Consider the following 25306-nt stretch of genomic DNA (forward strand, 5'->3'; position numbering starts at 1 on the left):
TGTTGTTTTGAATGAAAAAAGACCAGCACTGGCTGGTCTTTGTACTTTACCTGTTTTTTCTACTTCAACATAGGCTTAAGGAAGCGAGCTGTGTGCGAACCTTCGATCTGAGACACATCTTCAGGCGTTCCTTGTGCGATGATTTCACCGCCGCCTTGTCCGCCTTCGGGACCTAAGTCGATAATCCAGTCTGCTGTCTTAATCACATCGAGGTTGTGCTCAATGACGACAACGGTATTTCCATGGTCGCGCAGACGGTGCAGTACGGTTAATAACTGCTGGATATCGTGGAAGTGCAGACCTGTTGTCGGTTCATCCAAAATGTATAAGGTTTTGCCTGTATCACGCTTAGACAGCTCTCTAGCCAGTTTCACACGCTGAGCTTCACCGCCAGACAGCGTAGTTGCTGCTTGACCTAAGCGAATGTAAGACAAACCTACATCCATCAGAGTTTGCAGCTTACGAGCAATCGCAGGTACTGGATCGAAGAAAGTACGTGCATCTTCTACCGTCATTTCCAGTACTTCATCAATGGTCTTGCCTTTGTAACGTACTTCAAGTGTTTCGCGGTTGTAGCGCTTACCTTTACACACATCACAAGGAACGTAGACATCTGGTAGGAAGTGCATTTCTACTTTGATTACGCCATCACCTTGACAGGCTTCACAGCGACCGCCACGAACGTTAAAGCTAAAGCGCCCCGGTTTGTAACCGCGAGAGCGCGACTCTTGCGTGCCCGCAAACAGTTCACGAATCGGAGTAAAGATTCCAGTGTAAGTGGCTGGGTTTGAACGTGGTGTACGACCGATAGGGCTTTGGTCAATGTCGATAACTTTATCGAAGTGCTCTAAGCCTTTGATTGCTTTATATGGTGAAGGGTGTGCCGTTGTTGCACCATTCAACTGGGTATGAGCAATCTTAAAGAAGGTATCGTTAATCAGTGTTGATTTACCTGACCCAGATACCCCCGTAATACAGCTGAACAAGCCAACAGGAACGGAAAGATCGACATTCTTTAAGTTATTACCTGTCGCACCAAGTAGTTCAACGGTTTTCTTTGGATCGCGTGGTGTACGCTCTTTTGGTAGCGCAATCTCTTTCGCGCCACTGAGGTACTGACCAGTCAGTGAGTTTGGATTGGCGATAATCTCGTCCATCGTACCTTCAGCGACCACGTTACCACCGTGCACACCTGCACCTGGACCGATATCGATCACGTGATCAGCACAACGAATCGCATCTTCATCGTGCTCAACCACTAACACTGTGTTACCTAAATCTCTTAGGTGGGTCAGGGTTTTCAATAGACGTTCGTTATCACGCTGGTGGAGACCAATCGATGGCTCATCCAGTACGTACATAACACCTACCAAACCGGCACCAATTTGGCTCGCTAAACGAATGCGTTGAGCTTCACCACCTGATAAGGTTTCCGCGCTGCGTGATAAGTTGAGGTAGTTCAATCCTACGTTAACCAAGAATTGCAGGCGATCGTTGATTTCTTTCATCACTTTTTCAGCGATTTGGGCACGTTGACCTTCTAGCTTCAAAGAATGGAAGAATTCCAATGCGTCGGCGATGCTGAGTTCTACAATCTCCGGTAGTGTCGTATCGGCAATAAAGACGTTACGTGCTTCTAGGCGTAGACGTGTACCGCCACAGCTTGAGCAGGACTTAGTAGAGATGTATTTCGCAAGCTCTTCACGTACCGAGTTAGATTCGGTATCGCGGTAACGGCGTTCAAGTGTATTCAGGATCCCTTCAAAAGGATGGCGTTTAACGCGAATGTCACCACGATCATTAATGTACTTGAACTCAACTTCAGTACGCCCCGATCCTTTAAGAATGATGTCTTGGGTTTTCTTTGGTAGAGAATTAAACGGTGCGTGAAGATCGAAGCCGTAATGATCCGCCAGCGCTGTCAGCATTTGAAAGTAGTAATAGTTCTTTTGATCCCAACCACGAATTGCCCCTTGCGCCAAGCTAAGCGTTTCATCTTGAATTACTCGGCTTGGATCAAAGTATTGCTGCACGCCTAAGCCATCACAAGTGCCGCAAGCACCAGCTGGGTTGTTGAACGAGAACAAACGAGGCTCAAGTTCTTGCATGCTGTAGCCACAAATAGGGCAAGCAAAGTTAGCAGAGAAGATCACTTCTTCGCCGTTGCCGTCCATTGGTGCCACAACCGCAATACCACCAGAAAGCTCTAGTGTGGTTTCGAAGGATTCTGCCAAACGTTGCTGCAAATCTGGGCGGACTTTAAAGCGGTCTACAACCACTTCAATAGTGTGTTTCTTGTGTAGCTCTAGTGGTGGTGGATCAGAAAGATCGCAAGTTTCACCATCGATGCGTGCGCGTATGAAACCTTGAGCAGCTAGGTTCTCTAGCGTTTTAACGTGCTCACCTTTACGTTCTTTCACGATAGGAGCAAGCAGCATCATTTTGCTGCCTTCTGGCAACTCTAAGACTTTATCGACCATCTGGCTGATGGTTTGAGCGGCTAGAGGCGTATGGTGCGTCGGACAACGAGGTTCACCAACGCGAGCGTAAAGTAGACGCAGGTAATCGTATACCTCGGTAATGGTACCGACGGTAGAACGTGGGTTGTGTGATGTTGATTTCTGCTCGATCGAGATCGCAGGAGATAAACCTTCGATGTGGTCAACATCTGGTTTTTCCATTAGAGACAAAAACTGGCGTGCGTAAGCTGATAAGGATTCGACGTAACGTCTTTGACCTTCAGCGTACAAAGTATCGAATGCGAGAGAGGATTTACCAGAACCACTCAAACCAGTAATGACAATCAGTTTATCGCGGGGGATAGTGAGGTTGATGTCTTTGAGGTTATGGGTGCGGGCACCACGAACTTCTATTTTATCCATCGTTTTTGCTCTATGTATAACCAAGTGACGCAAGTATTACATAGTGTGAGAAATGTGCAAAGAAAATACTGGACAAAAAAACAGTAAACAAAAAGCCCAGCATTAAGCTGGGCTTTCTCATTAATCAGTTTGAGTTGGTTACGCTTCTTTTTTAGTTGCGTGTTTGCCTAACTCAGACTTCTTTTCGTCTTTTAGGTATAGGTTTTCAAAGCAGTAGTTTGTTGCTTCGATGTAGCCTTCTACGCTACCACAGTCGAAGCGTTGGCCTTTGAATTTGTACGCCAATACACAGCCTGCTGTTGCTTGTTTTAGCAGAGCGTCAGTGATTTGGATTTCACCGCCTTTACCTGGTTCTGTGTTTTCGATCAGCTCAAAAATATCTGGAGTCAGGATGTAACGACCAATGATCGCTAGGTTGCTTGGCGCCGTGCCTTGCTCTGGTTTCTCAACCATGTCGTCTACACGGTAGATGTCATCTTTGATCATCTCACCAGAGATAACGCCGTATTTGTGGGTTTCTTCTTCTGGCACTTCTTGAACTGCAACGATTGAGCAACGGAACTGTTTGAATAGCGCTACCATTTGAGCCAGTACGCCTTCTTGTTCGTTCACACAAAGATCATCAGCCAGTACCACAGCAAATGGTTCATCACCTACAAGCTCACGACCAGTTAGGATCGCATGGCCTAGACCTTTCATCTCACGCTGGCGAATGTAGGTAAAGTTTGCAGAGTCGATGATTTCACGGATATCAACCAACAGCTCTTCTTTATTCGTGCCGCTGATTTGGTGTTCCAGTTCGTAGTTTTTATCGAAGTGATCCATGATTGAGTGCTTACCACGGCCAGTCACAATACACATGCCGTTCATGCCAGCTTGGATCGCCTCTTCTACACCGTATTCAATCAGTGGCTTGTTCACTACAGGCATCATCTCTTTAGGCATCGACTTGGTCGCAGGGAGGAAGCGCGTACCATAGCCCGCTGCAGGGAACAGACATTTTTTAATCATCGGGGGAATATCCTTTCTCATTTTTTAATCAAGAATCTGGGCATCACTTTAACACGAGAGATGCATATGAATCATGAATTAAGTAGGAAAAAATCTGAGAATCGGAGCCTAAAGAAGCATGAGCAACTAATGTCTTTGTGAATTTGTGTCGCGCATCTAGTTTTATGACATCAGATTTTGGTCAGCCCAAGCAATGGCTTGTACGCGGTTTTTCACTGAGAGCTTCTTAAAAATTTGGTACAGGTGTGACTTGATGGTGAACTCACTAACGAACAACTCTTCCGCCATTTGATTGTTTGAGGCACCCGCTTGAAGGCAGCGTAAGACTTGCAGCTCACGAATGGTCAAATCGACGGTGGCTGGCGCTGTGTGGGTACTGATGACATTGCGATAATAATGCAGGAGTTGGCTAGTCACATTGCGAGGCAACCAGTTCTGACCGTTTACGATCTCTTTTAAACCCTCCCCAATTTGTTCTAAAGAACTATCTTGGTAGAAAATGCCTTTCAATTGCCCAAATGTGAGTAATTCATCCGTAGTCAAACGCTTAGGTACATTGAACACCACGGTTTCAAAATTTTTCCAGATCAACGGCAGATTTTTGATCGATTGAACCAGTTCTTTGTGTTCACTAAAGTCGATCAACAAGATTTTATTGCGGTGTTTCGGGTTGGCTTCCATCAAAGCTTGAGTCGAAATGACAGGGATGTTGATGTCAGTGTATTTTTCCAGAGCTTCGACCTTTTTCGCTGCACCATCTTCCATGCTGATCAGAAAAAGTTTTCTCGCATAAGCCGATTTTTTCACGCGCCTTAATCTCCTTGAGTAAAGTTTCTTGAGTTCGAAAACGCGGATACGTTGGCATCAATCATCACTCAGAGCTATAGGAAGGGAGGAGAAATGCGTTGAGATTCAAAGGTTCGCGAAACGATGTCTGCAAAACGAATCAGAAATGCTACGCCTAGAGGTTGAAGTGAGATTTCGATTCCACCAACTGTTGTCACAGAAGACAATGGGGATTAGGCTTTAATCAAAACATCAAAGCGTGTATTCTTATGCGCTAAAATTTTATATAGATCCAGAGTGAAACGGAGCACATCATGGCCAGCCGTGGAATTAACAAAGTTATTTTGGTGGGGAATCTAGGTAACGACCCTGAAATTCGTTACATGCCTAATGGCGGTGCAGTAGCAAACATCACAATTGCAACTTCTGAGTCATGGCGTGACAAAGGGACTGGCGAACAGCGCGAAAAAACAGAATGGCACCGTGTTGTGTTATTCGGCAAACTTGCTGAAGTAGCAGGTGAGTACCTACGTAAAGGTTCTCAAGTTTACGTTGAAGGCCAGCTTCAAACTCGTAAATGGCAAGACCAAAGTGGTCAAGACCGTTACTCAACAGAAGTTGTTGTTCAAGGCTTCAATGGCGTAATGCAAATGCTTGGTGGTCGTGCTCAAGGTGGCGCACCTATGGGCGGTGGTCAGCCACAACAGCAACAACAAGGTGGTTGGGGTCAGCCTCAACAGCCAGCTCAGCAGCAGCAATACAATGCTCCTCAGCAACAACAACAGGCTCCGCAGCAACCACAGCAGCAATACAACGAGCCACCAATGGACTTCGACGACGATATCCCGTTCTAAGTCGATTCAGTATTGAGTTTAAAAGGCCGCGAATTTCGCGGCTTTTTTATTATCTTCGCGCCTATATCGTGGGCTCAATCATTTCAATTTGTAATTAAAAGACAGTAACGCTCAAATATCGAATGATGTTTTGTTTCTTTCCGCCTCAGCTTCTCACATTCACACGAATGCGATTGTTTACTGAACGCTTATCAAGTATAAATATTTCAACAAGGTATATGATGAATAGAAAAGGAATTTGGTATTCATGAGGTATACCCCAACTCTTAAGCTAAGCACGCGGCTGGTGGCCTTTGTCACCATGATCGTTATTTGCGCAATGTTTATCTTGTTTGTCGGTGGCACCCTCTCTTTCAAACGACTAGGACAAGAGTATCTCAACCATTATTTGGAAGGGATCGTAGAAGTTGTTGATAAAGAGATGGAGGATCCTGACGCAGCGTATTCGATGCAACGTTGGATGCCAAAGATGCTGCAAGCAAGCAACATTGTTGAAATGACGCTCTCAACCAACAATGCTGTGGTTTATCGCTTCAAAGATACTTCCCATAAGATGGATAATTCCGTTTTGTTTGAGCACGAGTATCAGCTCAATCATAACCAAGATTACACCATCTACTTCAAAGCCATTCCTCCGTATCTAGGCTACGGCTATTCGATGCAAGCTCTTTGGTCGATCACGCTAGCGGTCATTTTGATCATTTTCTGTTTAATGCGTGGTGTTAAATGGCTCAAAGAACAGCTCGCAGGATCGGAAATGCTTGAAGAGCGTGGACGCATGATCCTCGCAGGGCGAGTCGAACAATACGCCAAAGGTGATGAGCGAGAATGGCCATATACAGCCAGTGAAGCGCTAGATGTATTGATCGAAGAGCTTCAAGATGCGCGCCAAGAGCGTAGCCGCTTTGACACCTTTATTCGTACTCAAACCTTTCTTGATAAGCTCACTGGTACTGCAAATCGTGTGCTGTTTGATAGCAAGCTTGAATCTGCTTTGTTGGAAAGTGGTGCTCGTGGTTCAGTGATGCTGATTCGTATCCAAGATTGGAAATCTGTCGAAGAAGAGCAAGATAAACAAACTTGTGATGAGTTTATTGTTGAAGTGGGCAGTTTGCTTTCAAACTTAGTTCAGCGTTACCCCGATGTCGTGTTCTCACGCTACTACAATGCTGATTTTGCCCTGTTCTTACCTCATCAAGCGGCAAAAGATGTCGCAAACTTGGCGTCTCAATGTATTCGTCAATTAGAAAAGCTTCATCCTCCTTACCCTCTCGATTCTGACAACTGGTGTCATATCGGTATCACCATGTACAAAGAGGGCGAACGTCATAGCCAAATCATTGATGAAGCTGAAACCGCATTACGTAGTGCTCAGTTACAGAATAATAACAACTGGAGTCGTTTTAAGAAGTGGAACCACGATGAAGAAGCTCGCGGTAGTGTGAGATGGCGTACGCTATTTGATTCAGCACTCACATCTGAAAATGTGATACTCTACGCACAATCGGCCTATTCAATAAGTGATGTGGCGCATAAAAAACCATTACATGAAGAGTTAACATGTCGGATTCGAGATCCGGAAAATGGCATTGTTAAAGCGTCTCGCTTTATTTCTGCTGTTCGACAAGTTGGCTATGAAGCACAAATGGATCGTGCTGTTGTTCATAAATTCTTAAAAGATTTTAAACATAGCTTTGATAGTTCCAAGTGTTATGTCGTTAATCTGCATGTTGTGCCTTTTGGCCATCGAGAATACTTCAAATGGTTCCGTGATGAACTCTTACAGTTGTCACGTGAGCAAAGAAAGTGTCTCATTTTTGAGTTTGTGGAAGCACAATTTGTAAGACACTTAGACTTTATGCGACCAGTCGCTAAAATGCTGGCCGGTTTAGAATGTCACGTCATGATTGGGCAAGCGGGACGCACGATCGTTAGCACCCATTATTTAAAAGAAGTAGACATTCGTTACCTTAAGCTTCATCGCAGCTTGGTAACAAAAATCGATCAGAGACATGAGAACCAGTTGTTTGTTCGCAGTATGTTGGGTGCGGCCGCAAACAGTAAAACAAAAATAATAGCAGTGGGAATTGAGAATAAGCACGAATTGAACACCCTGAATGAATTAGGGGTTCATGGCGGGCAGGGACGTTATTTCTCTCCAGAAGAGCAGTATCTACCTAGATCCAAACCAACGGTCATTTCTCAATCTGAATCTCAAGTAAAATTGGGACGCAGAAATCGCTGGCGAAAAAAATAAAGATAATAATCATGGATTTTAAAGCAGTACTCGATAAGCTCAAGCGGTCATCGGTTGGTGGTCGTACGTGCTTTTTGGTCATTCAGCCAGACGCAGTTTATTTATCATCACCAACGAAAAGCAGTCGACCATCTAAATTTGAGATCACAGAATCAAATTGGGAACGAGCTTGTGAGCAAGCACTCAGTGTTGCTGCCAGTTCTTATGACTCGTTGGCAGTTGTGCTTTCTCACAACTATTACCAGATGTATCAGATCGACAAGCCTGCGATGCCGCGCAATGAGTGGCCGTCGGCGTTACCGTTTCTGTTAAAAGAACTTATTTCTGAACGTGCCATCGACATTATTGCCGATGCCGCAGAGTTACCTAACTCAAATAAAGTTCAAGCTTATGTGCTTTCGCGCAAAATCCTCGACAAGATCGTACTGCTTGCAAACCGAGTTCAATTAACGCTTGAAGCAATCATTCCTGAAGATGATATCTGGGGGGATACCTCTGGTGAGCTAGGCAACTTCCTACTTCTACAACGCAGTGCGCGTGGTCATTTCCGTATTAGCGCATTCGTTGAGCACACTATTGCTTTCCATCGTTCTATTCGCAGTGTCACGCCTCCATTAACAGGTGTGCCCTCAAGCGACCTACAGATGGATAGCCTATCGCTTGAACTACAACGATCGATAGATTACCTCTCTTCTCAACTGCGTCATGTTCAATTGCATCAGCTTAAGGTGTGTTGTGATGATGAAGATGAAAAAGAACTGGTGGAGTCGCTTAACTATCGCTTAAGCACCAAAGTTTCACCATTGCTTGCAGAAGAGCACGAGCTATCAGGTCATGTACTTGCGGATACTGCATTAGCAACATCAAGTGCTCGACGTGTCAATCTCTACCCTGACTTTCTAAAGCCGAAGAAGAACCTGCTGACGTTAAAAAACGTCGCTATCTCTTGGGGTGTCGCTGCTGCGCTGATTTTCTTGTCTTACGGTTATGTCACTTGGCAGAGCCAAGGCGTTGAAGATGAAATCGCGATTGTTAAAAGCCGTGGCGATATCATGAAATCAGAGCTGACACGCCAGCAAGCTAAGTTGCGTAAACACCAGCCGGATACCAACAAGTTAGCGGCGAAAGCACGTTTAGAACGTGAGGTGAAAGCAAAACGTGACTCACTGAAAGCGGTCGGCAAATATGACGATTCCCAACGCACTGGTTATTCCGGCGTGATGCAATCTCTTGCCAAGCTTGGTAGCAATAACATTTCTTTGTCTGAAATTCGTATCGACAATACCACTTTAGATCTCAAAGGCTTGGCTCGTTCGCCAAGCTCGGTCCCAAATTGGGTGAGTCAATTTAAGAATGAAATAAGCCTTGTTGGACGTACTTTTGATGATGTGAAGATTGGCCGTAACGAAGACAACATTGTGACCTTTGAATTGAAGACGCGTGGAGACAAAGAGAAATGAACGAATTCTGGTCCTCGTTAGAAGAGCGCTTCGATGAGATGAGCGCACGAGAAAAGATATTGATTGCCTTGTGTGGTCTTGTCACTGTCGTAATGCTGCTGTTTACCTTGGTGTTAGAGCCGAAACTGAATGAAGTTACCAGCAATGACAAACAGCTACGTAACTTAAAACAGACCAATCAACAGACTGAAATCGAGATCTTACGAATCCAAGCGCAATTAAAGAAAGATCCGAACGCTGAGATTGATCAGGCTATTTCTCAATTGCTAACCGAAAGTCAGCACCTATCGATGCAGCTTTCTGAAATTATTGAACACTTGATTACGCCTTCTCAAATGGCGAGCTTGTTAGAAAGTGTATTGGAGCAGCAAAGCGGTATTCACTTATTGTCACTTCAGACATTGCCTGCGGAGCCGATAACAGAAGATAAAGAAGCGTCGCAATACTCAGGTTACTACGTGCACCCAGTTCGTATGGAACTTACCGGTGACTACTTTGCAATTGCTAATTACCTAACAAAACTTGAAAGCTTGCCTGCAAGTTATTACTGGCGAAGCTTCAGCTACAAAGTCGAAGATTATCCAAAAGCAAAACTTGTATTGGAAGTCTACACCCTAGGTTCACGAGAGGAGTTTATTGGTGGTTAAGAAACTCATTATCTCATTGGCACTTGTTTCTATTGCAGGCAGCTGTTGGGCGAACCAAGACCCAACTGCACCGCTGGGCTGGACGAAACCAGCTACCGAGCAAGCAAAGCCAAAAGCGAAACAATATCGTCTGCCAACACTGAATAGCATTGTTTGTAAGCCAAACACGCCCTGTGTAGCGATTTTGAACGACCGTATTGTTGAGCCTGGGGCAAAACTTAATGGCTACCGAGTAGCTAGCATCAACAGTGAATTTGTAACTTTAAAGCGTGGTAACCGTCAGTGGAAGCTAGAGCTTTTTGGTTTAAACGTAAAAAAATAATAATCAGAGCCTGATCAGATATGCGCAAATTAGTTGTAGGAATTGTGATTGCTTCCTTAATGGGTTGTTCTATGGGTCACCGCGATCCAGTAGAAGTGAAGCAAGCACTGAATGAATCTATCAATGAAGCAAACAGTCGTGCCCTAGAAGACATTCCATCTTCAGTGGAAGCCGATCTTATGCCAAACCTAGACGCCAACATGTCGTCTCAACAAGGAACATTGAAGCGTTTTAGAATCCAAGCCAACGCGGTTGAGGCGCGTAGCTTTTTCGCTTCTTTGGTTAAAGGCACCGAATACAGCGTGGCGATCCACCCTGCGGTACAAGGCAATATCACCGTAAACCTTTCTGATGTGACGCTGGATGAAGTGCTGAATGTTGTGCAAAACATGTACGGCTATGACGTCGTGAAGTCGGGTAAGGTAATTCAAATCTACCCTGCTGGTATGCGTACCGTAACAATCCCTGTGGATTACCTTCAGTTCAAACGTTCTGGTCGCTCGCTAACCAGCATCGTAACCGGCTCTGTAACTTCTGCGGGAACATCAAACTCAGGTGGCAGCTCTGACGATTCTGATTCTTCAGATTCAAATAACAATAACGGTGATAGCTCAACAACCTCAACGGGCGGCACTCGCATTGAAACCATAACTGAAAGCGATTTCTGGCCAATGCTACAGCAAGCGGTGGCTAACCTAATTGGCTCAGGTAAAGGCCAAAGCGTTGTTGTGACCCCACAAGCTGGTGTTATCACAGTACGTGCTTTCCCTGATGAAATCCGCGAAGTTCGCGAGTTCCTAGGTGTATCGCAAGAGCGTATGCAGCGCCAAGTGATTCTAGAAGCAAAAATCTTGGAAGTGACATTGAGTGATGGTTACCAACAAGGTATCAACTGGTCGAATCTATCTGCCTCTATCGGTAATTCGGGAAGCATCTCTATCGGTCGTCCATACCCTGGTGGCGGCTCTCCTGGTGATGGCTCTGATATCCCATTATTACCAGGACTAGATACGATCGGTTCACTACTTGGTGGACAAACGAATGTGACTATCTCTGATGGCAATTTTGATGCTGTGTTGAGTTTTATGGCAACGCAAGGCGATTTGAACGTGCTTTCTAGCCCACGTATTACCGCAGCAAACAACCAAAAGTCAGTGATCAAAGTGGGTACTGATGAGTACTTTGTCACTGAGCTTTCAAGCAACGCAGGTAACGGTGAGAACTCCAATGCCGTTCCTGAAGTTGAGTTGACACCTTTCTTCTCTGGTATCTCCCTAGATGTTACTCCGCAAATCGACAATAAAGGCAATGTGTTCCTACACGTTCACCCTGCCGTCATTGAAGTCGAAGAAGAGGTCAAGAATTTAAACCTTGGCGGTGAATTCCAAAATATTCAATTACCGCTGGCGAAAAGCTCAATTCGTGAGTCTGACTCTGTGATCCGTGCTAAAGATGGTGACGTGGTCGTGATTGGCGGCTTGATGAAGCAACAAAACCTAGAGCAAGTCTCAAAGGTGCCTTTCCTCGGTGATGTACCAGGACTTGGTAACTTATTCCGTAACATCAATAATATATCGCAAAAGACAGAACTGGTTATTCTGCTTAAGCCAACCGTTGTTGGCGTGAACACATGGCAGAAAGAGCTAGAGCGTTCACGTGACTTGTTGCAAGAGTGGTTCCCTGACGCTGAGTAATCGGTGTTAGAACTGTCGTTAAACGTGGTTTTGTGATTCGACTATGTACCTGTCGCATTTTGGATTTCGAGTTCAACCTTTCTCACTGACCCCTAATACAGAAATGTTTCTGGGGTTAGTGCCTCACTACGAGGCCATTCAAACCATTATGGCTGCAGTCAAAATGGGGGAAGGGGTGATTAAAGTGACCGGAGAGGTTGGTACGGGCAAAACCATGGTTTGTCGTAAGTTGATCGAGCAAATCGAATCTGAAGTTGAGCTTGTTTACTTACCTAACCCCGTTCTAAATGGCGAGCAGTTACAGTTTGCAGTCGCTCGTGAGTTAGGTATTGAAGATAGCGATCCGCTTAAAGTCGTTTCTTTGATTCAAGAACGTTTAATTCAAATTCATGCGCTAGGTAAAAAGACCGTACTGATTGTCGATGAAGCACAAGCACTGTCATCTGAAGCTCTCGAAACGCTGCGCTTATTCGGCAATTTGGAAACGGAACAAGACAAGCTGATTCAACTGGTCTTGTTTGGTCAGCCTGAATTGGATGAGCGACTTGGCACTCATGAATTAAGACAGTTCCGTCAGCGAATTACGTTTAGTTGCCAGCTTCGTCCTCTCTCGATTGAAGAGGGCGTCGCCTATATCAACAACCGTTTAGACAAAGCAGGAAATGGTGCGCATATCTTCTCGATTGAGCAGAAAAAAGCCATTTGGCGTTCGGCGATGGGTATCCCGAGATTGATCAACCAAATCAGTCATAAAGCCTTGCTTACGGCGTTTAATGACCGTTGCACCTTATTAAAGAATCAACACGTTTACGTTGCAATGCATGACACCTTTGATGCGCGTAAGCCTAAGTTTAAAACTCCCAAATTTTGGGGATGGAGCCAGCCTTGAGTGCCATCAATAAAGCATTATCAGAACTTGCTGAAAAAGAATCACCTTCTGCACTAACGAAAGCAGAGATTCCAAGTATCACACGAAGCAAACCGTGGCTGTGGCTAGTGGGTGGCTTCTCATTGAGCCTTGCTGTTGGAGGTTGGGCAGTCTCTCAAGGTCCGGCACCGATGGAAGACATTACATCTTCATCGAACATTTCAATGAATACCGTCAGTGTTGATAACTCACCAATCATGGCAGTGAATCACTCACCGACCAGCAAAGTGACGCCTCAGTTAGATAATGTGGTGTACACGCAAAGAATTGAGAAACCAAAGGTGACGGTTGAGTTGCCTGTGGCGAAGTCCACTCCGCAAGTAGACCAGTTCACTGCTAAAGCAGAAGTGAACCAATCAGTAGAACAACCGATGTTGTTGGCGAGCGTGAATCAGAATGTAAATACCTCGTCGAATGTGTCACAAGATAGCTCAATGCGCATTGAGCAAGTTGAACTTACGCACCAGCAGTTAGCAGAAAAAGCATTAGCACGTGCAGATAAAGCCATGGATGCAAATGATATGAAGACGGCTTTGTCTGCATTCGATGAAGCACTTCGCTATCAGCCAACGAATTTAGAGGCTCGTCAGAAGTTAGCGGCGCTGTATTTTGGAAAAGGGGATACGCGCAAAGCTTATGAGATCTTGCAGTCTGGCATCACTCTAGACACCAATAACCAAAGCCTACGTCTTGCGCTATCAAAACTGTTGATGAAAGCGGATCAAGCTGAAGCAGCATTAAGCCCGCTTGTGCATCTACCGCCAGCACCAAGCCGCGAATATTTAGCCATGCGTGCCGCGTTGGCCCAAAAGCAAAAGCAAAATGAAATTGCACTGGAAAGCTACCAATTATTGACTCAGCGTGAGCCTGAAAATGCGCGCTGGTGGCTTGGTTTAGCCATTCAACAAGAGCGAGCATTAGCTTTCACTCCGGCGATCGCTTCTTATAAGCAAGCACTTGGCAAAGTCGGTATTTCAAATCAATCTCAGGCATTTATTCGTGATCGCTTGAATATCTTAAAACAACTGGAGAGTGCGCAATGAAAATTCAGTTGAGAAAACGCTTAGGCGATCTGTTAATTGAAGAAGGTATTGTTTCTGAAGAGCAAGTTCAGCAGGCGCTGAATGCTCAGCACAGTACTGGTCAAAAGCTGGGTGATGCGCTGATTGACCTTGGGTTTATCAGTGAAAAGCAGATGCTTGAGTTCTTGTCCCAGCAGTTGAGCTTGCCTTTAATTGATTTGAGCCGTGCTCCTGTTGATGCCGATGCGGTGCAAATTCTCCCAGAAGTACACGCGCGTCGTTTACGTGCCATGGTTGTGGCCCGTAATGGTGACACATTACGTGTTGCGATGAGTGATCCGGCGGACTTGTTTATTCAAGAGTCGTTGATGAACCTGCTTGGTCAATACGACTTAGAGTTCATCATTGCACCAGAACGCCAGTTAGTGGAAAGTTTTGACCGTTATTACCGCAGAACCAAAGAGATCGCTTCGTTTGCAGAACAGCTTCAAGCAGAGCACCAAGACGTTGAAGGCTTCGACTACGGAATTGATGAAGGTGATAGCGAAGAAGTTACCGTTGTTAAACTGGTTAACTCCATGTTTGAAGATGCGGTGCAAGTCGGTGCGTCGGATATTCATATCGAGCCCGATGATAAAGTGTTGCGTTTGCGTCAGCGTGTCGATGGTGTTCTTCATGAAACACTTCTAAACGAGGTGAACATTGCCTCTGCGTTAGTATTGCGTCTAAAGTTGATGGCGCATCTCGATATCTCTGAAAAGCGCTTACCTCAAGATGGTCGATTCAATATCAAAGTTCGTGGTCAATCGATCGATATTCGTATGTCGACGCTACCGACGCAATACGGTGAATCAGTAGTAATGCGTTTGCTAAACCAATCTTCAGGCCTACGTAAGCTTGAGGATTCCGGTTTACCACCTGAGCTACTTGCTCGTCTTCGTCGTCAGCTTTCTCGCCCACACGGAATGATCTTAGTTACTGGTCCAACAGGCTCTGGTAAAACCACCACGCTTTACGGTGCATTGAGTGAATTAAACGAGCCGGGCAAGAAGATCATCACCGCAGAAGACCCAGTGGAATATCGTTTACCACGTATTACTCAGGTTCAGATCAACAGCAAGATTGATCTAACGTTTTCTCGCGTGCTACGTACCTTCCTACGCCAAGACCCAGACATTATCCTTATTGGTGAGATGCGTGACCAAGAAACGGTTGAAATTGGCCTTCGTGCCGCACTGACTGGCCATTTAGTATTGAGTACTTTGCACACCAACGATGCGGTAGACAGTGCGCTGCGAATGATTGATATGGGCGCTCCTGGTTATTTGGTGGCGAGTGCTGTTCGTGCGGTTGTGGCTCAGCGTCTTGTTCGTCGTGTTTGCCCAGATTGTAAAACCACCGATGTGCTCGATGAGTCCCGTCAGCAGTGGCTTGCTGGTCGCTTCCCTAATCAAGTAGGACAAACCTTCCACAAAGGCGCGGGTTGCCAAAACTGTAACCTAACGGGTTATCGTGGCCGAGTTGGTGTGTTTGAGATGCTTGAGTTAGAAAATGAAATGATGGACAAGCTACGCGCGAATGATGCCGTGGGCTTTGCTCAAGCAGCGCGCCGCTCAGAAAACTACAAGCCGCTATTGGCTTCTGCGATGGAACTTGCGCTGCAAGGCACTGTGAGTTTGGACGAAGTCATGACCCTTGGTGAGGGTGATGCTTCTGGTAAAACCGACCCAATTTTCATGTAGGTAAGTGAATGCCAACTTTTCGTTATCAAGGCCGCACCTTAGACGGCTCATCAACCAGTGGCAAAGTCGATGCGGTGAATTCCGAAGCGGCAGCGGAAGCATTGATGAATAAGGGGATTATTCCTCTAAACCTGCGATTAGAAAAAGAAGCGGTCAAAAGCAAAGTCAGCTTATCTAAGCTGCTCGTGCCTGCGATTCCGCTTGAAGTCATTATCCTGTTTTCACGTCAGCTATTTAGTTTGACCAAAGCGGGCGTGCCACTGTTGCGCTCCATGCGTGGTCTGCTGCAAAACTGTGAGAACAAACAGCTTAAAGAAGCCTTAGAAGATGTAGTAGCAGAGTTGAGTAATGGTCGCGGCCTTTCCTCTGCGATGCAACCGCATACCAAAGTGTTCAGCCCGTTGTTCGTTTCGATGATCAACGTGGGTGAAAACACCGGTCGCCTAGATCAAGCCTTGCTGCAGCTAGCAAACTACTACGAACAAGAACTGGAAACGCGTAAGCGCATCAAAGCAGCCATGCGCTATCCAACTTTTGTAATCGTGTTTATCACCATCGCGATGTTTATTTTGAACATTCTGGTGATCCCAGAGTTTGCTTCCATGTTTACACGCTTTGGTGTTGAGTTACCGCTGCCTACCAGAATTCTGATCGCGACGTCGAACTTCTTTGTAAATTACTGGGGCTTGCTGATCGCCGCGATCATTGGTGCGTTTATTATTTTCAGATCTTGGGTGGCCACAGCTGACGGTCGAGAGAAGTTCGACAAACTGCGTTTAAGGCTGCCTATTGTTGGTGACATTGTTAACCGAGCACAGCTATCACGATTCTCACGAACATTTTCATTGATGTTGAAATCCGGTGTGCCGCTCAACCAATCATTAGCTTTAGCTGGTGAAGCGCTCGGCAACAAGTTCTTGGAGAACCGAATTCTAGAAATGAAAGCGGCCATTGAAGCGGGCAGTACTATTTCAGTTACGGCGATCAACAGTAAGATATTTACGCCTCTGGTTATTCAGATGATTGCGGTTGGTGAAGAAACAGGTCGTATCGATGAACTACTATTGGAAGTGTCGGACTTCTATGACCGTGAAGTCGACTACGACTTAAAAACCCTAACCGCGCGAATAGAACCGTTACTTTTGGTCATTGTGGCAGGCATGGTTATGGTGTTGGCACTCGGTATCTTCCTGCCTATGTGGGGGATGCTGGACATCATCAAAGGCGGCTAACGGCGTGGTTGAAAATCAGAGCCGAGCAATGCTGATTCTAGTGGGTGTCGTCGGTATTATTGTGCTGGCAGCATTTATGCAAAAGTTGAAACCTATAGAGCAAGAAGCGCAAGAAACAGGAGCGAAACTTGCCAAGGTTTGGATGCAAGATAGCGTGCAACGATACCACCAAGCATGGCTCGTTCATGGAGAGCCTAAGTTGCTGTTAATGGACGGTTTTGAGCTCAATATGACGGAAGGGGGCTTAGTATCACCTTTCAGAACAAGCGGTGCACTTGATTGTGACTATTGGCTGACGGTCCATTACCCACAACGTAAAATTATGGCGAGCGAGTTGTTAGAAATTCGTGGAGCAATTAAAAGTAATAGTTATACATGTAACTATACTTATGAAAATGGACAGAGAGTTGTTGTTATATCAGACGCTAATTACCTGAAAATAGACGTCGAAATGTCGACGGAGTGAATTTTTTGACACTTAAGTACTATAAATAGGAATGAAAGTCGGTATAATGCAAACATTACCATAAGCAAAAGGTTGTAATAAAAAGTAAACCAAACATGGGATATCTTTTTTGCACGGCTTTAACTTAATAATGGCGAATCGTCATTCTGCTCAAGCGGTAGAAAAAGGGCTCAATGGATAAACATTGGTTTATCGTTGAGATGCCACACCGTTTTGACATTATCCAAAATGGTCGCATGACCGATAAACTTTGCAGTCACTCTGCATGCTTACATAGAGAGAGTAAACAATGAAAAGACAAGGTGGTTTCACCCTTATCGAATTGGTAGTGGTAATTGTAATCCTAGGTATTCTAGCGGTAACTGCAGCACCACGTTTCCTTAACCTGCAAGATGATGCTCGTAACTCCGGTTTGGATGGTCTGAAAGGTGCTATCACTGGTGCTGCAGGGATTGTATATGGTAAAGCAGCTATTGCTGGTGTAGAAAGCAGTGATAGCACTAATCTTGATCTTGGCGGAAATGCCGGTTCCATTGCTATCGTATATGGCTATCCAGCAGCTACTGAAAATGCTCTTAACGCTGTTGTTGATGGTTTGGAAACAGATTGGGCTGTGCTGAATGGCCCAACTAGTGGTGCGATTTCATTTGGTTATACTGGTTATACTGATAACTGTGTTGTTTACACTGAAGCAACAGCTTCAGCAGCGGCATCTGTGCAAACTTCAACTACAGCATGTGGTGACTAATAACAATAAGGCCAGCCAGTCTGGCCTTTATCTCTTTATTTTGATTAATCTCGGAATGGTACATATGCGTAAATCATCGGGTCTTAGTGCAATAGAGTTTGTGGTTGTGCTGATTATCTTGGGTGTGATCGGTTATGTGGTATTACCAAGATTTATCAGCTTTGAACCAGAAACTTACGAAGCCAAGTGGGAGCAAACCAAGCAAAACGCTGAGCATGTTTCTGAAACACTAAGCAACAAAGAAACTTACGATCGAATTGAAGAAGAATTGGAGCGTTCAAAAGGAGAGAAATGACCTTTTGGCGGTTATTTGTACACTTGCTCACAGTTCGAATTTAAAACTTATAAACCTATCATTATTCTCATAATTTCATCGTATACTTACTTCGCTTGTCCTAAGCCTAAGGTTGGGTTATGAAAATTCGCAGCTCTACATTAGGGTTTACATTAATGGAACTGATCCTAGTGATCGTCCTCCTTTCCATTCTTTCTCTCTACGCTGCTAGCCGCTTTATGGGCAAAGGTAGTGTCTCCGCGTTTGCGCTTCAAGAGCAGGCTATTTCAGTGATCCGCCAAGTACAGGTGAATCGCATGCAGTCGAATATCAATATCCCAAACAAGTCTTATCCTGAAAGATGTCTACCCAGTAGCTATAACGCTGGAGAGAACTCTAGCTACACTAACTTTTGTCTATCAATTACGAGCACTTGTATAGGTTCTAGTGCAGCGTGCAATCTAGTTAGTAATGAGCAAGATGCTCGCAGCGATGTCGTCGTCGATAACTCAGCTCAGTTTTCTATTATTGATGGTGCCTCTAGTCCCATTGAATTTGATCTATTGGGTAATCCTCTCAATGTTTCTTCTGCTGGTATTTCTATTCTTATTCAAGATAAAAACGGTCAAAGCCAGTGCCGAGTATTGATTAACCCTCAAGGTTATGTTTCGGAGGGAGCATGTTCATGAGAAAGAATATTGGTATGACGCTTATTGAGATGATCATTGCCATCATTCTTATGGGGATTGCGATGGTAGCATTTACGTCTTTTTTAGTTCCTCAAATTCGTGATTCAGCAATGCCTCATTATCAAATGCGTGCAGCAGCCTTAGGGCAGGGTTTTATGTCGCAAATATTGGCACGTGGCTTTGACCAGTGGAGTGATTTTGATGGTGGAGTTGTTCGTTGTGAGGAGCCTAGTTTTAACCCTCATCCAGATAACCCCTCTAACGGTTGTTCGGCAACATTGGGTGTCGATACAAAATATGGCGAAGTTTCTAATAATCCGAGTACTTTTAATGACGTGGATGATTACATAGGTTGTTGGAGTACACCGACGACAATAGGTCAGTGCCAAAGTGTGAAGCGTGGGAGTATTGCTGATGTATTAGGAAAGAGCGGTGAAGATAAATATCGCAATTTCCGTGTTGAGGTCGGAGTTGCGTACGACAACTTATCTGCGGCGAAAACGACAGGCATCACTAACTATAAAAAAATCACTATTACTATTTTTGCGAGCAACACTCAGCCATTAACACTCACTGCCATAAGAGGGAACTACTGATGAAAGCTCGTGGTTTTACCTTAATGGAAATGATCGTCACCATTGTGATCGGGAGTTTTATCATGCTGGGTATTGCGGGTTATGTTCAGCTTGGTATGAAAGGTTATGCAGATACAGTTGACCGACAACGTATGCAAACTCAAGCCCAGTTTGTGCTAGAGAAAATGTCGCGAGAAATTCGTCACGCAGTCCCAAACAGCTTTCATGTACCTACCGGAACTACCAATTGCTTGGAGTTTATGCCGATTGAATATTCCGGTTTTTACACGCTGACGAATAACAACTTAGAGTTTCTGTTAGGCAATGACTCTACATTGAATCCTATTCCAGTGAATCGTTGGATGGTGATTAATCCAAGTCGCTATGAAGACTTACAGCCTTCTTCTTCGCAGAGTTTGGATGTTGGTAATTTAGATAAAAGAGATGGTGTGTTTGTTGTCAGTGGTGCAGCAAGTACTATTGGTGGCTCTTCTATTTCGAGTCGTCATTACATCTATCAAGATAAGTCTGAAGTACGTTACTGCTTCGAGAACAAGCAAATCACGCGCAATGGAATTACGGTCGCGGATAGTGTCGATACTTCTGTAAGTGATATGCACTATCTAGAACCAACGCTGCAACGTGGTGGTCTTGTACACATCAATTTAGAGTTCACTCAAAACGGGGAGCGTAGTGTTTACCAACAAGACGTGCAGGTGCTCAATGTTCCGTAGAAATGTCCAACAAGGTAGTGTTCTGATCGTCGTGTTGTTTGTCATCATTGTGATGGGGTACTTAGCTGCTTCTTTGATGAGAGTAAGTTGGTCAAACCAAAGTACATTAACGAGAGAATTTTTGGGTACCAAAGCTTGGTTTATTGCTCAATCTGCCAATGAGTGGGCTCTAACTCAGCTTTATCCTTTAGATGACACTACTCCAGATGTGGCCGATTTTTGTGCCAATACGGTAAGTGGCGCTACACCAAATGTTACACAAGGCACAGGTTGTCAATTACGTGCTATGACATGTTCAAACATTGGTACCTTTAATGCGGGTACCTCTGGAGCTGAATCTCTATTTAGAGTGCAAGCCACAGCAATTTGTGGTTCCGGGGTTGCACAAGTACAGCGACAACAAGAGGTTTGGGTTAAGGAATGAATTATATGATTCGTAAAAAAATACTAGTGATGATTACATTGTTGCTCTTTTCTAGCATCTCTTGGGCCAGTCAAAGTTGTAACGTTAAAAGCAACAAAGATTCGTGGGACATAAAGTTTAAAATAACCAACGCTGAGATGTCTGAAACCGTTACGGCAAAAAAGAAAAATGGAGCGTCGGAAACAATCGTTTTTTGGACAGATGCACAAAGTGAAAAGGCAGATGCGATATTTGCTGACAATAAAGTGTTGAAAAACGAAGACTATGAAGTTTGGATTTTTTATGATCCTGAAAATGCTGAAGCTCACAAAGCTGGATTAGCAACGTATTACATCAAATCTGGAACAGATTGGGAGTTCGTTGAGAGTGAAGAAGCTGATTTTACGTCATTGAATGGCGCTAATATTAGTCTTTCGTCATCCTCTCCGAGAATTACGTCCTTAAGTTGTCACGAAAACACAGAACATCCTAACATTATTAATCGTTCTCCTAAATTTGAATTTGGCACGGTTGATTGCACTTCTGGGGCTGAGTGTGCAATCAAATTCGATAAAAAATTTAACACGGTACCCCTAGTCTTTGTTATGCCCGTTATTGATGCAAATTTAACCTCTAGAGATGGCGGGGAAAGGATTACAGAATATCCATCTACCGTCGGAGTAAAGGACGTAACCAGATCAGAAGCCACAATTTATCAAGATTTTGCTCCGGCTGAGAAAGCTGATGATGATGTCGATTTTATTGATAAGGATAAAACACCAGTAGGTAAAATTGACTACTTTGCCATTGAGCAAGGTGTCCTCGAACTTGAAAATGGCTCGAAAATTGTATCGGGAACCCTTCCTATTGGAGCGGGGGATGACTATATCGGGGACGGTGTGGCATCACATTATAGTTGCAAGAAGAATGGCTGTAATGAGACAGAGCAAAATGATGGCATTGAAATTAACTTTTCTAACTTTGGTTTATCAGAAGATTTTACTGAAAAGCCTGGAGTGTTAGTCCAAACTCAAACGACAAACAACAAAAATGCTGGAATTTCAGAGCATTGGGCAACCGCTTTGGCTCGTGATGTAACACTAAGGAGTGCTGTTATTGCCTTAGATAAATCCGAGGTTTATAAAACATTACGAAACAAAAAACTAGATGCCAGTTTTAACCCTGTTTCTGAGCCCGAAGTCGTTGCTTTTGTTGCAGGACAAGGGGAGGGGTTTAAGGATGGTTTGAAGTTTTGGTTGGGGTACGGTGTGACGGAATACACTTTGAAAAAGGATGACCCAGTCATTTCTCCAGTCTTGGATGGGTGTAAGGTTTACACCGATTTTCCTGAGGGGGTAGTTTTCGATGAACCTCCTGTTCTAGTCGCCAACAAGAACTCTCGTAAAGGTAGCAATGGCGGTTGGCTGCGTCGATGCGATGTCAGAACTTCAAGTGTCGCACTCATTAATGAAGAGGATATGCAGCGAGATAAAGAGAGGGGGCATACTGATGAGCAAGTTGGCTGGTTTATGTTTGAAAAGGCTAACCCTAACCCTATTTGTTCAGTTTTTACTTCCCCTTTGCAAACTTGGGCTGAGTATGATGATCAGGATAATATCATCGATGGTAACGGGACGCTAAGTATTCAAAATGCAACAGTTCAAATCATAGGTACAAAAAAAAATAGTTCTGGAGAACGACTCGTTGGTTTTGAACAGAATAATATATCAGTTGCAAACCCCCAAACAATGAAAGTCTGTGATGGGCAAGCCTGTGTTGGAGATGCTGGGATGATACAACCTAAAGAAGCATTGGGTGCTTTTTTAGGAGGAACTGAATCGCTGAGTTTATCTGGATACACAGGTGATACCCAGAGTAAGGAATTGAGCGGTAACGCGTTATACAAAAGTGTTAATATTCAAGAAGGTGGTTCCCTCATTTTAAAAAACGGAACCTACTGGTTTGAATCAATATCCATGAATGGAAAGAGCGCGATAGTTGTGCCTGAGGGTGAAGAGGTTGTTATCCATACCAAGAAACTTTATATGACAAATACAAGTTTTATTGGCACTGTCTCTGACGATGTAATGCAAAGCAATACATCTAAAAAGCCTGACATTTATAGATCCAGCTCTATAGATGTGGTTAAAAACGGTGGTTGGTTTGCTGATGACAGCTATTTAAGGATAAATGTGCATAAAGACAGTTCGTTAAACGGTTCGGCCCCATTTTATATGGATAGCAATGCTATTTTTATTGGTATGGCCTATAACGAAAGTAACACATACCTAACCTCTAATGTTCAGTTTTATGGGGCATTGACAACAAAGGATATCTACCTCGATAGTAACTCAAAGATAATTCGCTCGTCAGGTTGCTTAGCGCCAGTTAATAGCTATGAGCTTGCTATAACGCCAAGTACTCAATTGGCGTTGATGTGTGGCGAGGACACCCCAACATTCGATATCCTTACTCAAAACAACTCTGTTGGTGAAAGTTTAGAAGTCATTATTTCTATTCCTGATGCTGATAGTGTTGCATTTACTTTAGAAGCATCAGTTGGAAGCGGGAGTGCTTGTTCGATAACGAGTAGTGCAGATCGTTGTAAGTTTATAAGCAATCGTAATGGCGAGCTTACGATTAGCGCGAAGGTGGACAACTTTGACGCTAATTTGGCTAAAACACGTTATCAGCTTAAAGCTATGCTTCTAGAGGATACTGATAAGTCAAAAAGTGTCGATTTTAGTTTTGTCCCTTATAAATTTGATATCAAGTCTAGCAATCAAGACAAATGGGATAACTCTGCTATTCCAATGATTGCAAACAAACCTGTTGATATAGATGTTCGAGTACTTGCGTGTCCGCCATCGTCAGTTTCGTCTTCTCCGGTTGTTCTCAAATATAATCATTCATTAAAGGGTGATGATGTATCTTCTCTAATTACAATGCCATCAGCGAATCAATCCGGTGCTATCTCGCTGTCTGGTCTAGATTTTAAGGACGGCCTAGCAAAATCTTCAGTTACGTTTACGGATTCAGGGGAAGCAACGATAACCCTAAAGGATTCAGAGTTTGATTGTGATAGTTTTGATGAGCTAAAAGATCCCGATACAAAAGAATGTCAAATCGACGGCGGTATCTTAAGTGGGGAGTTTTCTGTTAAATCGCGTCCATGGAAGTTTTCTGTTTGCCCTCAGAGCACTGAAGGTGAGTATGTTTCCGCAAATGGTAACAGTAAGAGTGGTAATGCTTTTGTTGCCGCTGGTCAGCTCTTTTCTGTTCGAGTCGCACCGCTAAAATACAATAGCCCAGAGTGTAGCGAGCAAGAACAGTTAACCCACAATTACTTTTTATCTGAGGCGTCTGCTGAGTTATCGTATACGCTCGATTCTCCAGTCGGTGGTATTTTAGGCAATTTGAGTGGCACATTGGTACGCAATGTGTCTGATGATAAAAAAATTGCCTATAGCTATGTTTTTTCCGATCTAGCCTATTCAGAGGTTGGAAGCATAAATTTGTCTGCCTTGGAAACTGGGGCTTTTTATTCTTCAATAGAAGTTGATGGAGATAAAGGGGTCAAAGGTTCTCGTAAGATAGGACGCTTTTACCCTGATAGCTTTGTGATCAATTCAACGAAATGGGATGCGCCAAAAAATCAAGGAAACATTTCGTATATGGGACAGAATTTCGATTTGGCAGAAGTATCGATACTCCCATACGGTATGGGCAGTAGTGCGCCATTGAAAAACTACCACTTAATTGATGGCGGTTATCAAGCTAAGCTTGCCGTTCTGGGGGATGGAAAAGTATCAAACAGTTTAATTCTTGATACATCGCTAGGTGATTGGCGAGAGAACCCTGATGTATCGGAGACTTCACAGTGGTATTTGCAGGACGCTTTTGCATATGTGACTAAGCCCCTTGACGAAAGTGGGCCTTTCAACACAAATGATCGACTCTCAAAAGCTACAGAATTTAGTCTTGAAATATCGGGTAAAGACCCTGTTAGATTTAAAAATAGTTCTTCCGAGAGCTACAGTATATCTGCTGTACTTCCCAGCCAACCTCCCGTTAGGTTTGGGCGAATGATGTTATCTGACGTGGGGGGATATCAAGGGCAGAAGTTGACAGTTCCTCTTTCTGTGGAATTTTGGAACGGTGAGCGTTTTGTAACTAATGCAGAAGATAACAATACCTCAGTGATTAACTTCATTCAGAAACAAACACCAATTTGGCCTGATGATGGAACTGATTGTTCAGTTTTTTTAGAGGGGAATGCTACTGTTTCTGGAGGAAAAACACGGAAAATTAAAGCCCAACAAGACTTAGCTACATGTCAATCTTCGGTTCGTCAGCAAACAGAAGTTTGGCTAGGGCTCGACTCGAATGGAAGCAATGTCCCTTGGCTCAAATACGACTGGGATAAAGATGGCTCAGAAGAAAACCCATCATCAGTCGTCACGTTTGGTATTCACCGTGGCAATGACCGCGTGATTTATCGGGGTGAACCGGGGTTAACCGGACAATAACAAACTTCGGTTTCTTGCGTTAAGTAAGGAAACTGCAAGAAATTGAGGCTT

The 25306-nt window shown here is 44.2% G+C and carries 21 protein-coding genes; 18 read left to right on the forward strand and 3 right to left on the reverse strand.

All coding sequences use genetic code 11. The features are described 5' to 3' along the window. Positions 1-59: 59 nt before the first annotated feature. The 3 genes from uvrA to ACLIIY_RS00085 form a co-directional block, all read right to left on the reverse strand. A complete protein-coding gene (uvrA, locus tag ACLIIY_RS00075) occupies positions 60-2882 on the reverse strand; it encodes an excinuclease ABC subunit UvrA (RefSeq protein WP_434527958.1) in 2823 nt (940 codons plus the stop codon). A gap of 138 nt (positions 2883-3020) precedes the next feature. Continuing rightward, positions 3021-3893: a UTP--glucose-1-phosphate uridylyltransferase GalU gene (gene galU, locus ACLIIY_RS00080; RefSeq protein ID WP_434527959.1), complete on the reverse strand. Its 873-nt coding sequence runs from the start codon at positions 3891-3893 to the stop codon at positions 3021-3023. 162 nt (positions 3894-4055) lie between these two features. Beyond that, complete coding sequence (locus tag ACLIIY_RS00085; protein WP_009707667.1) at positions 4056-4700, reverse strand: LuxR C-terminal-related transcriptional regulator; 645 nt, start codon at positions 4698-4700, stop codon at positions 4056-4058. A gap of 293 nt (positions 4701-4993) precedes the next feature. Here ACLIIY_RS00085 and ACLIIY_RS00090 point away from each other — a divergent pair, with 293 nt between their 5' ends. The 18 genes from ACLIIY_RS00090 to ACLIIY_RS00175 all read left to right on the forward strand — a co-directional run bounded on the left by ACLIIY_RS00090 (position 4994) and on the right by ACLIIY_RS00175 (position 25255). Continuing rightward, entirely contained in the window at positions 4994-5533 is a 540-nt protein-coding gene (locus ACLIIY_RS00090) for a single-stranded DNA-binding protein (protein ID WP_005438106.1), read from the forward strand. Between the two features lie 247 nt (positions 5534-5780). Then, positions 5781-7790 carry an RNase E specificity factor CsrD gene (gene csrD, locus ACLIIY_RS00095; protein WP_020195913.1) on the forward strand — a complete coding sequence of 670 codons (2010 nt, stop codon included), beginning with the start codon at positions 5781-5783 and terminating at the stop codon, positions 7788-7790. An 11-nt stretch (positions 7791-7801) separates the two neighbouring features. Next, entirely contained in the window at positions 7802-9250 is a 1449-nt protein-coding gene (locus ACLIIY_RS00100) for an MSHA biogenesis protein MshI (protein WP_045482388.1), read from the forward strand. Then, positions 9247-9897, forward strand: coding sequence for a type II secretion system protein GspM (gene gspM / locus ACLIIY_RS00105; protein WP_434527960.1), 651 nt, complete (start codon positions 9247-9249; stop codon positions 9895-9897). The genes ACLIIY_RS00100 and gspM overlap by 4 nt, the downstream gene beginning before the upstream one ends. Next, positions 9890-10219 carry a hypothetical protein gene (locus tag ACLIIY_RS00110; RefSeq protein WP_009707662.1) on the forward strand — a complete coding sequence of 110 codons (330 nt, stop codon included), beginning with the start codon at positions 9890-9892 and terminating at the stop codon, positions 10217-10219. Before gspM ends, ACLIIY_RS00110 begins: the two co-directional genes overlap by 8 nt. A 20-nt stretch (positions 10220-10239) precedes the next feature. Next, positions 10240-11913 (forward strand): pilus (MSHA type) biogenesis protein MshL, encoded by a 1674-nt coding sequence (gene mshL, locus ACLIIY_RS00115; protein ID WP_041060968.1) that lies wholly within the window; start codon positions 10240-10242, stop codon positions 11911-11913. A gap of 43 nt (positions 11914-11956) precedes the next feature. After that, entirely contained in the window at positions 11957-12802 is an 846-nt protein-coding gene (locus ACLIIY_RS00120; protein ID WP_038896959.1) for an ExeA family protein, read from the forward strand. After that, on the forward strand, positions 12787-13884 hold the full coding sequence (locus tag ACLIIY_RS00125) for a tetratricopeptide repeat protein (RefSeq protein ID WP_434527961.1): 1098 nt from the start codon (positions 12787-12789) through the stop codon (positions 13882-13884). Before ACLIIY_RS00120 ends, ACLIIY_RS00125 begins: the two co-directional genes overlap by 16 nt. Then, the gene (locus ACLIIY_RS00130) at positions 13881-15605 is read left to right on the forward strand and encodes a GspE/PulE family protein (RefSeq protein ID WP_434527962.1); all 1725 of its coding nucleotides are present in this window, start codon (positions 13881-13883) and stop codon (positions 15603-15605) included. The genes ACLIIY_RS00125 and ACLIIY_RS00130 overlap by 4 nt, the downstream gene beginning before the upstream one ends. 8 nt (positions 15606-15613) lie before the next feature. Then, positions 15614-16837, forward strand: a complete 1224-nt coding sequence (locus ACLIIY_RS00135; protein ID WP_020195906.1) for a type II secretion system F family protein — start codon at positions 15614-15616, stop codon at positions 16835-16837. Between the two features lie 4 nt (positions 16838-16841). Next, positions 16842-17303: an MSHA biogenesis protein MshF gene (locus ACLIIY_RS00140; protein WP_434527963.1), complete on the forward strand. Its 462-nt coding sequence runs from the start codon at positions 16842-16844 to the stop codon at positions 17301-17303. Positions 17304-17592: 289 nt separating this feature from the next. Next, positions 17593-18051 (forward strand): type II secretion system protein, encoded by a 459-nt coding sequence (locus ACLIIY_RS00145; protein ID WP_434149380.1) that lies wholly within the window; start codon positions 17593-17595, stop codon positions 18049-18051. A gap of 64 nt (positions 18052-18115) precedes the next feature. After that, on the forward strand, positions 18116-18346 hold the full coding sequence (locus tag ACLIIY_RS00150) for a type II secretion system protein (RefSeq protein ID WP_434527964.1): 231 nt from the start codon (positions 18116-18118) through the stop codon (positions 18344-18346). A 119-nt stretch (positions 18347-18465) separates the two neighbouring features. Then, positions 18466-19014 carry a type II secretion system protein gene (locus tag ACLIIY_RS00155; protein WP_434527965.1) on the forward strand — a complete coding sequence of 183 codons (549 nt, stop codon included), beginning with the start codon at positions 18466-18468 and terminating at the stop codon, positions 19012-19014. Beyond that, complete coding sequence (locus ACLIIY_RS00160) at positions 19011-19610, forward strand: type IV pilus modification PilV family protein (RefSeq protein ID WP_434527966.1); 600 nt, start codon at positions 19011-19013, stop codon at positions 19608-19610. The genes ACLIIY_RS00155 and ACLIIY_RS00160 overlap by 4 nt, the downstream gene beginning before the upstream one ends. Beyond that, positions 19610-20323 (forward strand): PilW family protein, encoded by a 714-nt coding sequence (locus ACLIIY_RS00165; RefSeq protein WP_434527967.1) that lies wholly within the window; start codon positions 19610-19612, stop codon positions 20321-20323. The genes ACLIIY_RS00160 and ACLIIY_RS00165 overlap by 1 nt, the downstream gene beginning before the upstream one ends. After that, the gene (locus ACLIIY_RS00170) at positions 20313-20747 is read left to right on the forward strand and encodes an MSHA biogenesis protein MshP (RefSeq protein ID WP_434527968.1); all 435 of its coding nucleotides are present in this window, start codon (positions 20313-20315) and stop codon (positions 20745-20747) included. The genes ACLIIY_RS00165 and ACLIIY_RS00170 overlap by 11 nt, the downstream gene beginning before the upstream one ends. A 5-nt stretch (positions 20748-20752) precedes the next feature. After that, on the forward strand, positions 20753-25255 hold the full coding sequence (locus ACLIIY_RS00175) for a DUF6701 domain-containing protein (RefSeq protein WP_434527969.1): 4503 nt from the start codon (positions 20753-20755) through the stop codon (positions 25253-25255). Positions 25256-25306 lie beyond the last annotated feature (51 nt).

The sequence above is a fragment of the Vibrio sp. K4 genome, from assembly GCF_051122595.1.
GTDB lineage: Bacteria > Pseudomonadota > Gammaproteobacteria > Enterobacterales > Vibrionaceae > Vibrio > Vibrio owensii.

Coding starts and splice junctions, on each gene's coding strand:
- uvrA (WP_434527958.1), bottom strand. CDS start 2,882: ATGGATAAAATAGAAGTTCGTGGTGCCCGCACCCATAACCTCAAAGAC.
- galU (WP_434527959.1), bottom strand. CDS start 3,893: ATGATTAAAAAATGTCTGTTCCCTGCAGCGGGCTATGGTACGCGCTTC.
- ACLIIY_RS00090 (WP_005438106.1), top strand. CDS start 4,994: ATGGCCAGCCGTGGAATTAACAAAGTTATTTTGGTGGGGAATCTAGGT.
- csrD (WP_020195913.1), top strand. CDS start 5,781: ATGAGGTATACCCCAACTCTTAAGCTAAGCACGCGGCTGGTGGCCTTT.
- ACLIIY_RS00100 (WP_045482388.1), top strand. CDS start 7,802: ATGGATTTTAAAGCAGTACTCGATAAGCTCAAGCGGTCATCGGTTGGT.
- gspM (WP_434527960.1), top strand. CDS start 9,247: ATGAACGAATTCTGGTCCTCGTTAGAAGAGCGCTTCGATGAGATGAGC.
- mshL (WP_041060968.1), top strand. CDS start 10,240: ATGCGCAAATTAGTTGTAGGAATTGTGATTGCTTCCTTAATGGGTTGT.
- ACLIIY_RS00120 (WP_038896959.1), top strand. CDS start 11,957: ATGTACCTGTCGCATTTTGGATTTCGAGTTCAACCTTTCTCACTGACC.
- ACLIIY_RS00125 (WP_434527961.1), top strand. CDS start 12,787: ATGGAGCCAGCCTTGAGTGCCATCAATAAAGCATTATCAGAACTTGCT.
- ACLIIY_RS00130 (WP_434527962.1), top strand. CDS start 13,881: ATGAAAATTCAGTTGAGAAAACGCTTAGGCGATCTGTTAATTGAAGAA.
- ACLIIY_RS00135 (WP_020195906.1), top strand. CDS start 15,614: ATGCCAACTTTTCGTTATCAAGGCCGCACCTTAGACGGCTCATCAACC.
- ACLIIY_RS00145 (WP_434149380.1), top strand. CDS start 17,593: ATGAAAAGACAAGGTGGTTTCACCCTTATCGAATTGGTAGTGGTAATT.
- ACLIIY_RS00150 (WP_434527964.1), top strand. CDS start 18,116: ATGCGTAAATCATCGGGTCTTAGTGCAATAGAGTTTGTGGTTGTGCTG.
- ACLIIY_RS00155 (WP_434527965.1), top strand. CDS start 18,466: ATGAAAATTCGCAGCTCTACATTAGGGTTTACATTAATGGAACTGATC.
- ACLIIY_RS00160 (WP_434527966.1), top strand. CDS start 19,011: ATGAGAAAGAATATTGGTATGACGCTTATTGAGATGATCATTGCCATC.
- ACLIIY_RS00165 (WP_434527967.1), top strand. CDS start 19,610: ATGAAAGCTCGTGGTTTTACCTTAATGGAAATGATCGTCACCATTGTG.
- ACLIIY_RS00170 (WP_434527968.1), top strand. CDS start 20,313: ATGTTCCGTAGAAATGTCCAACAAGGTAGTGTTCTGATCGTCGTGTTG.
- ACLIIY_RS00175 (WP_434527969.1), top strand. CDS start 20,753: ATGATTCGTAAAAAAATACTAGTGATGATTACATTGTTGCTCTTTTCT.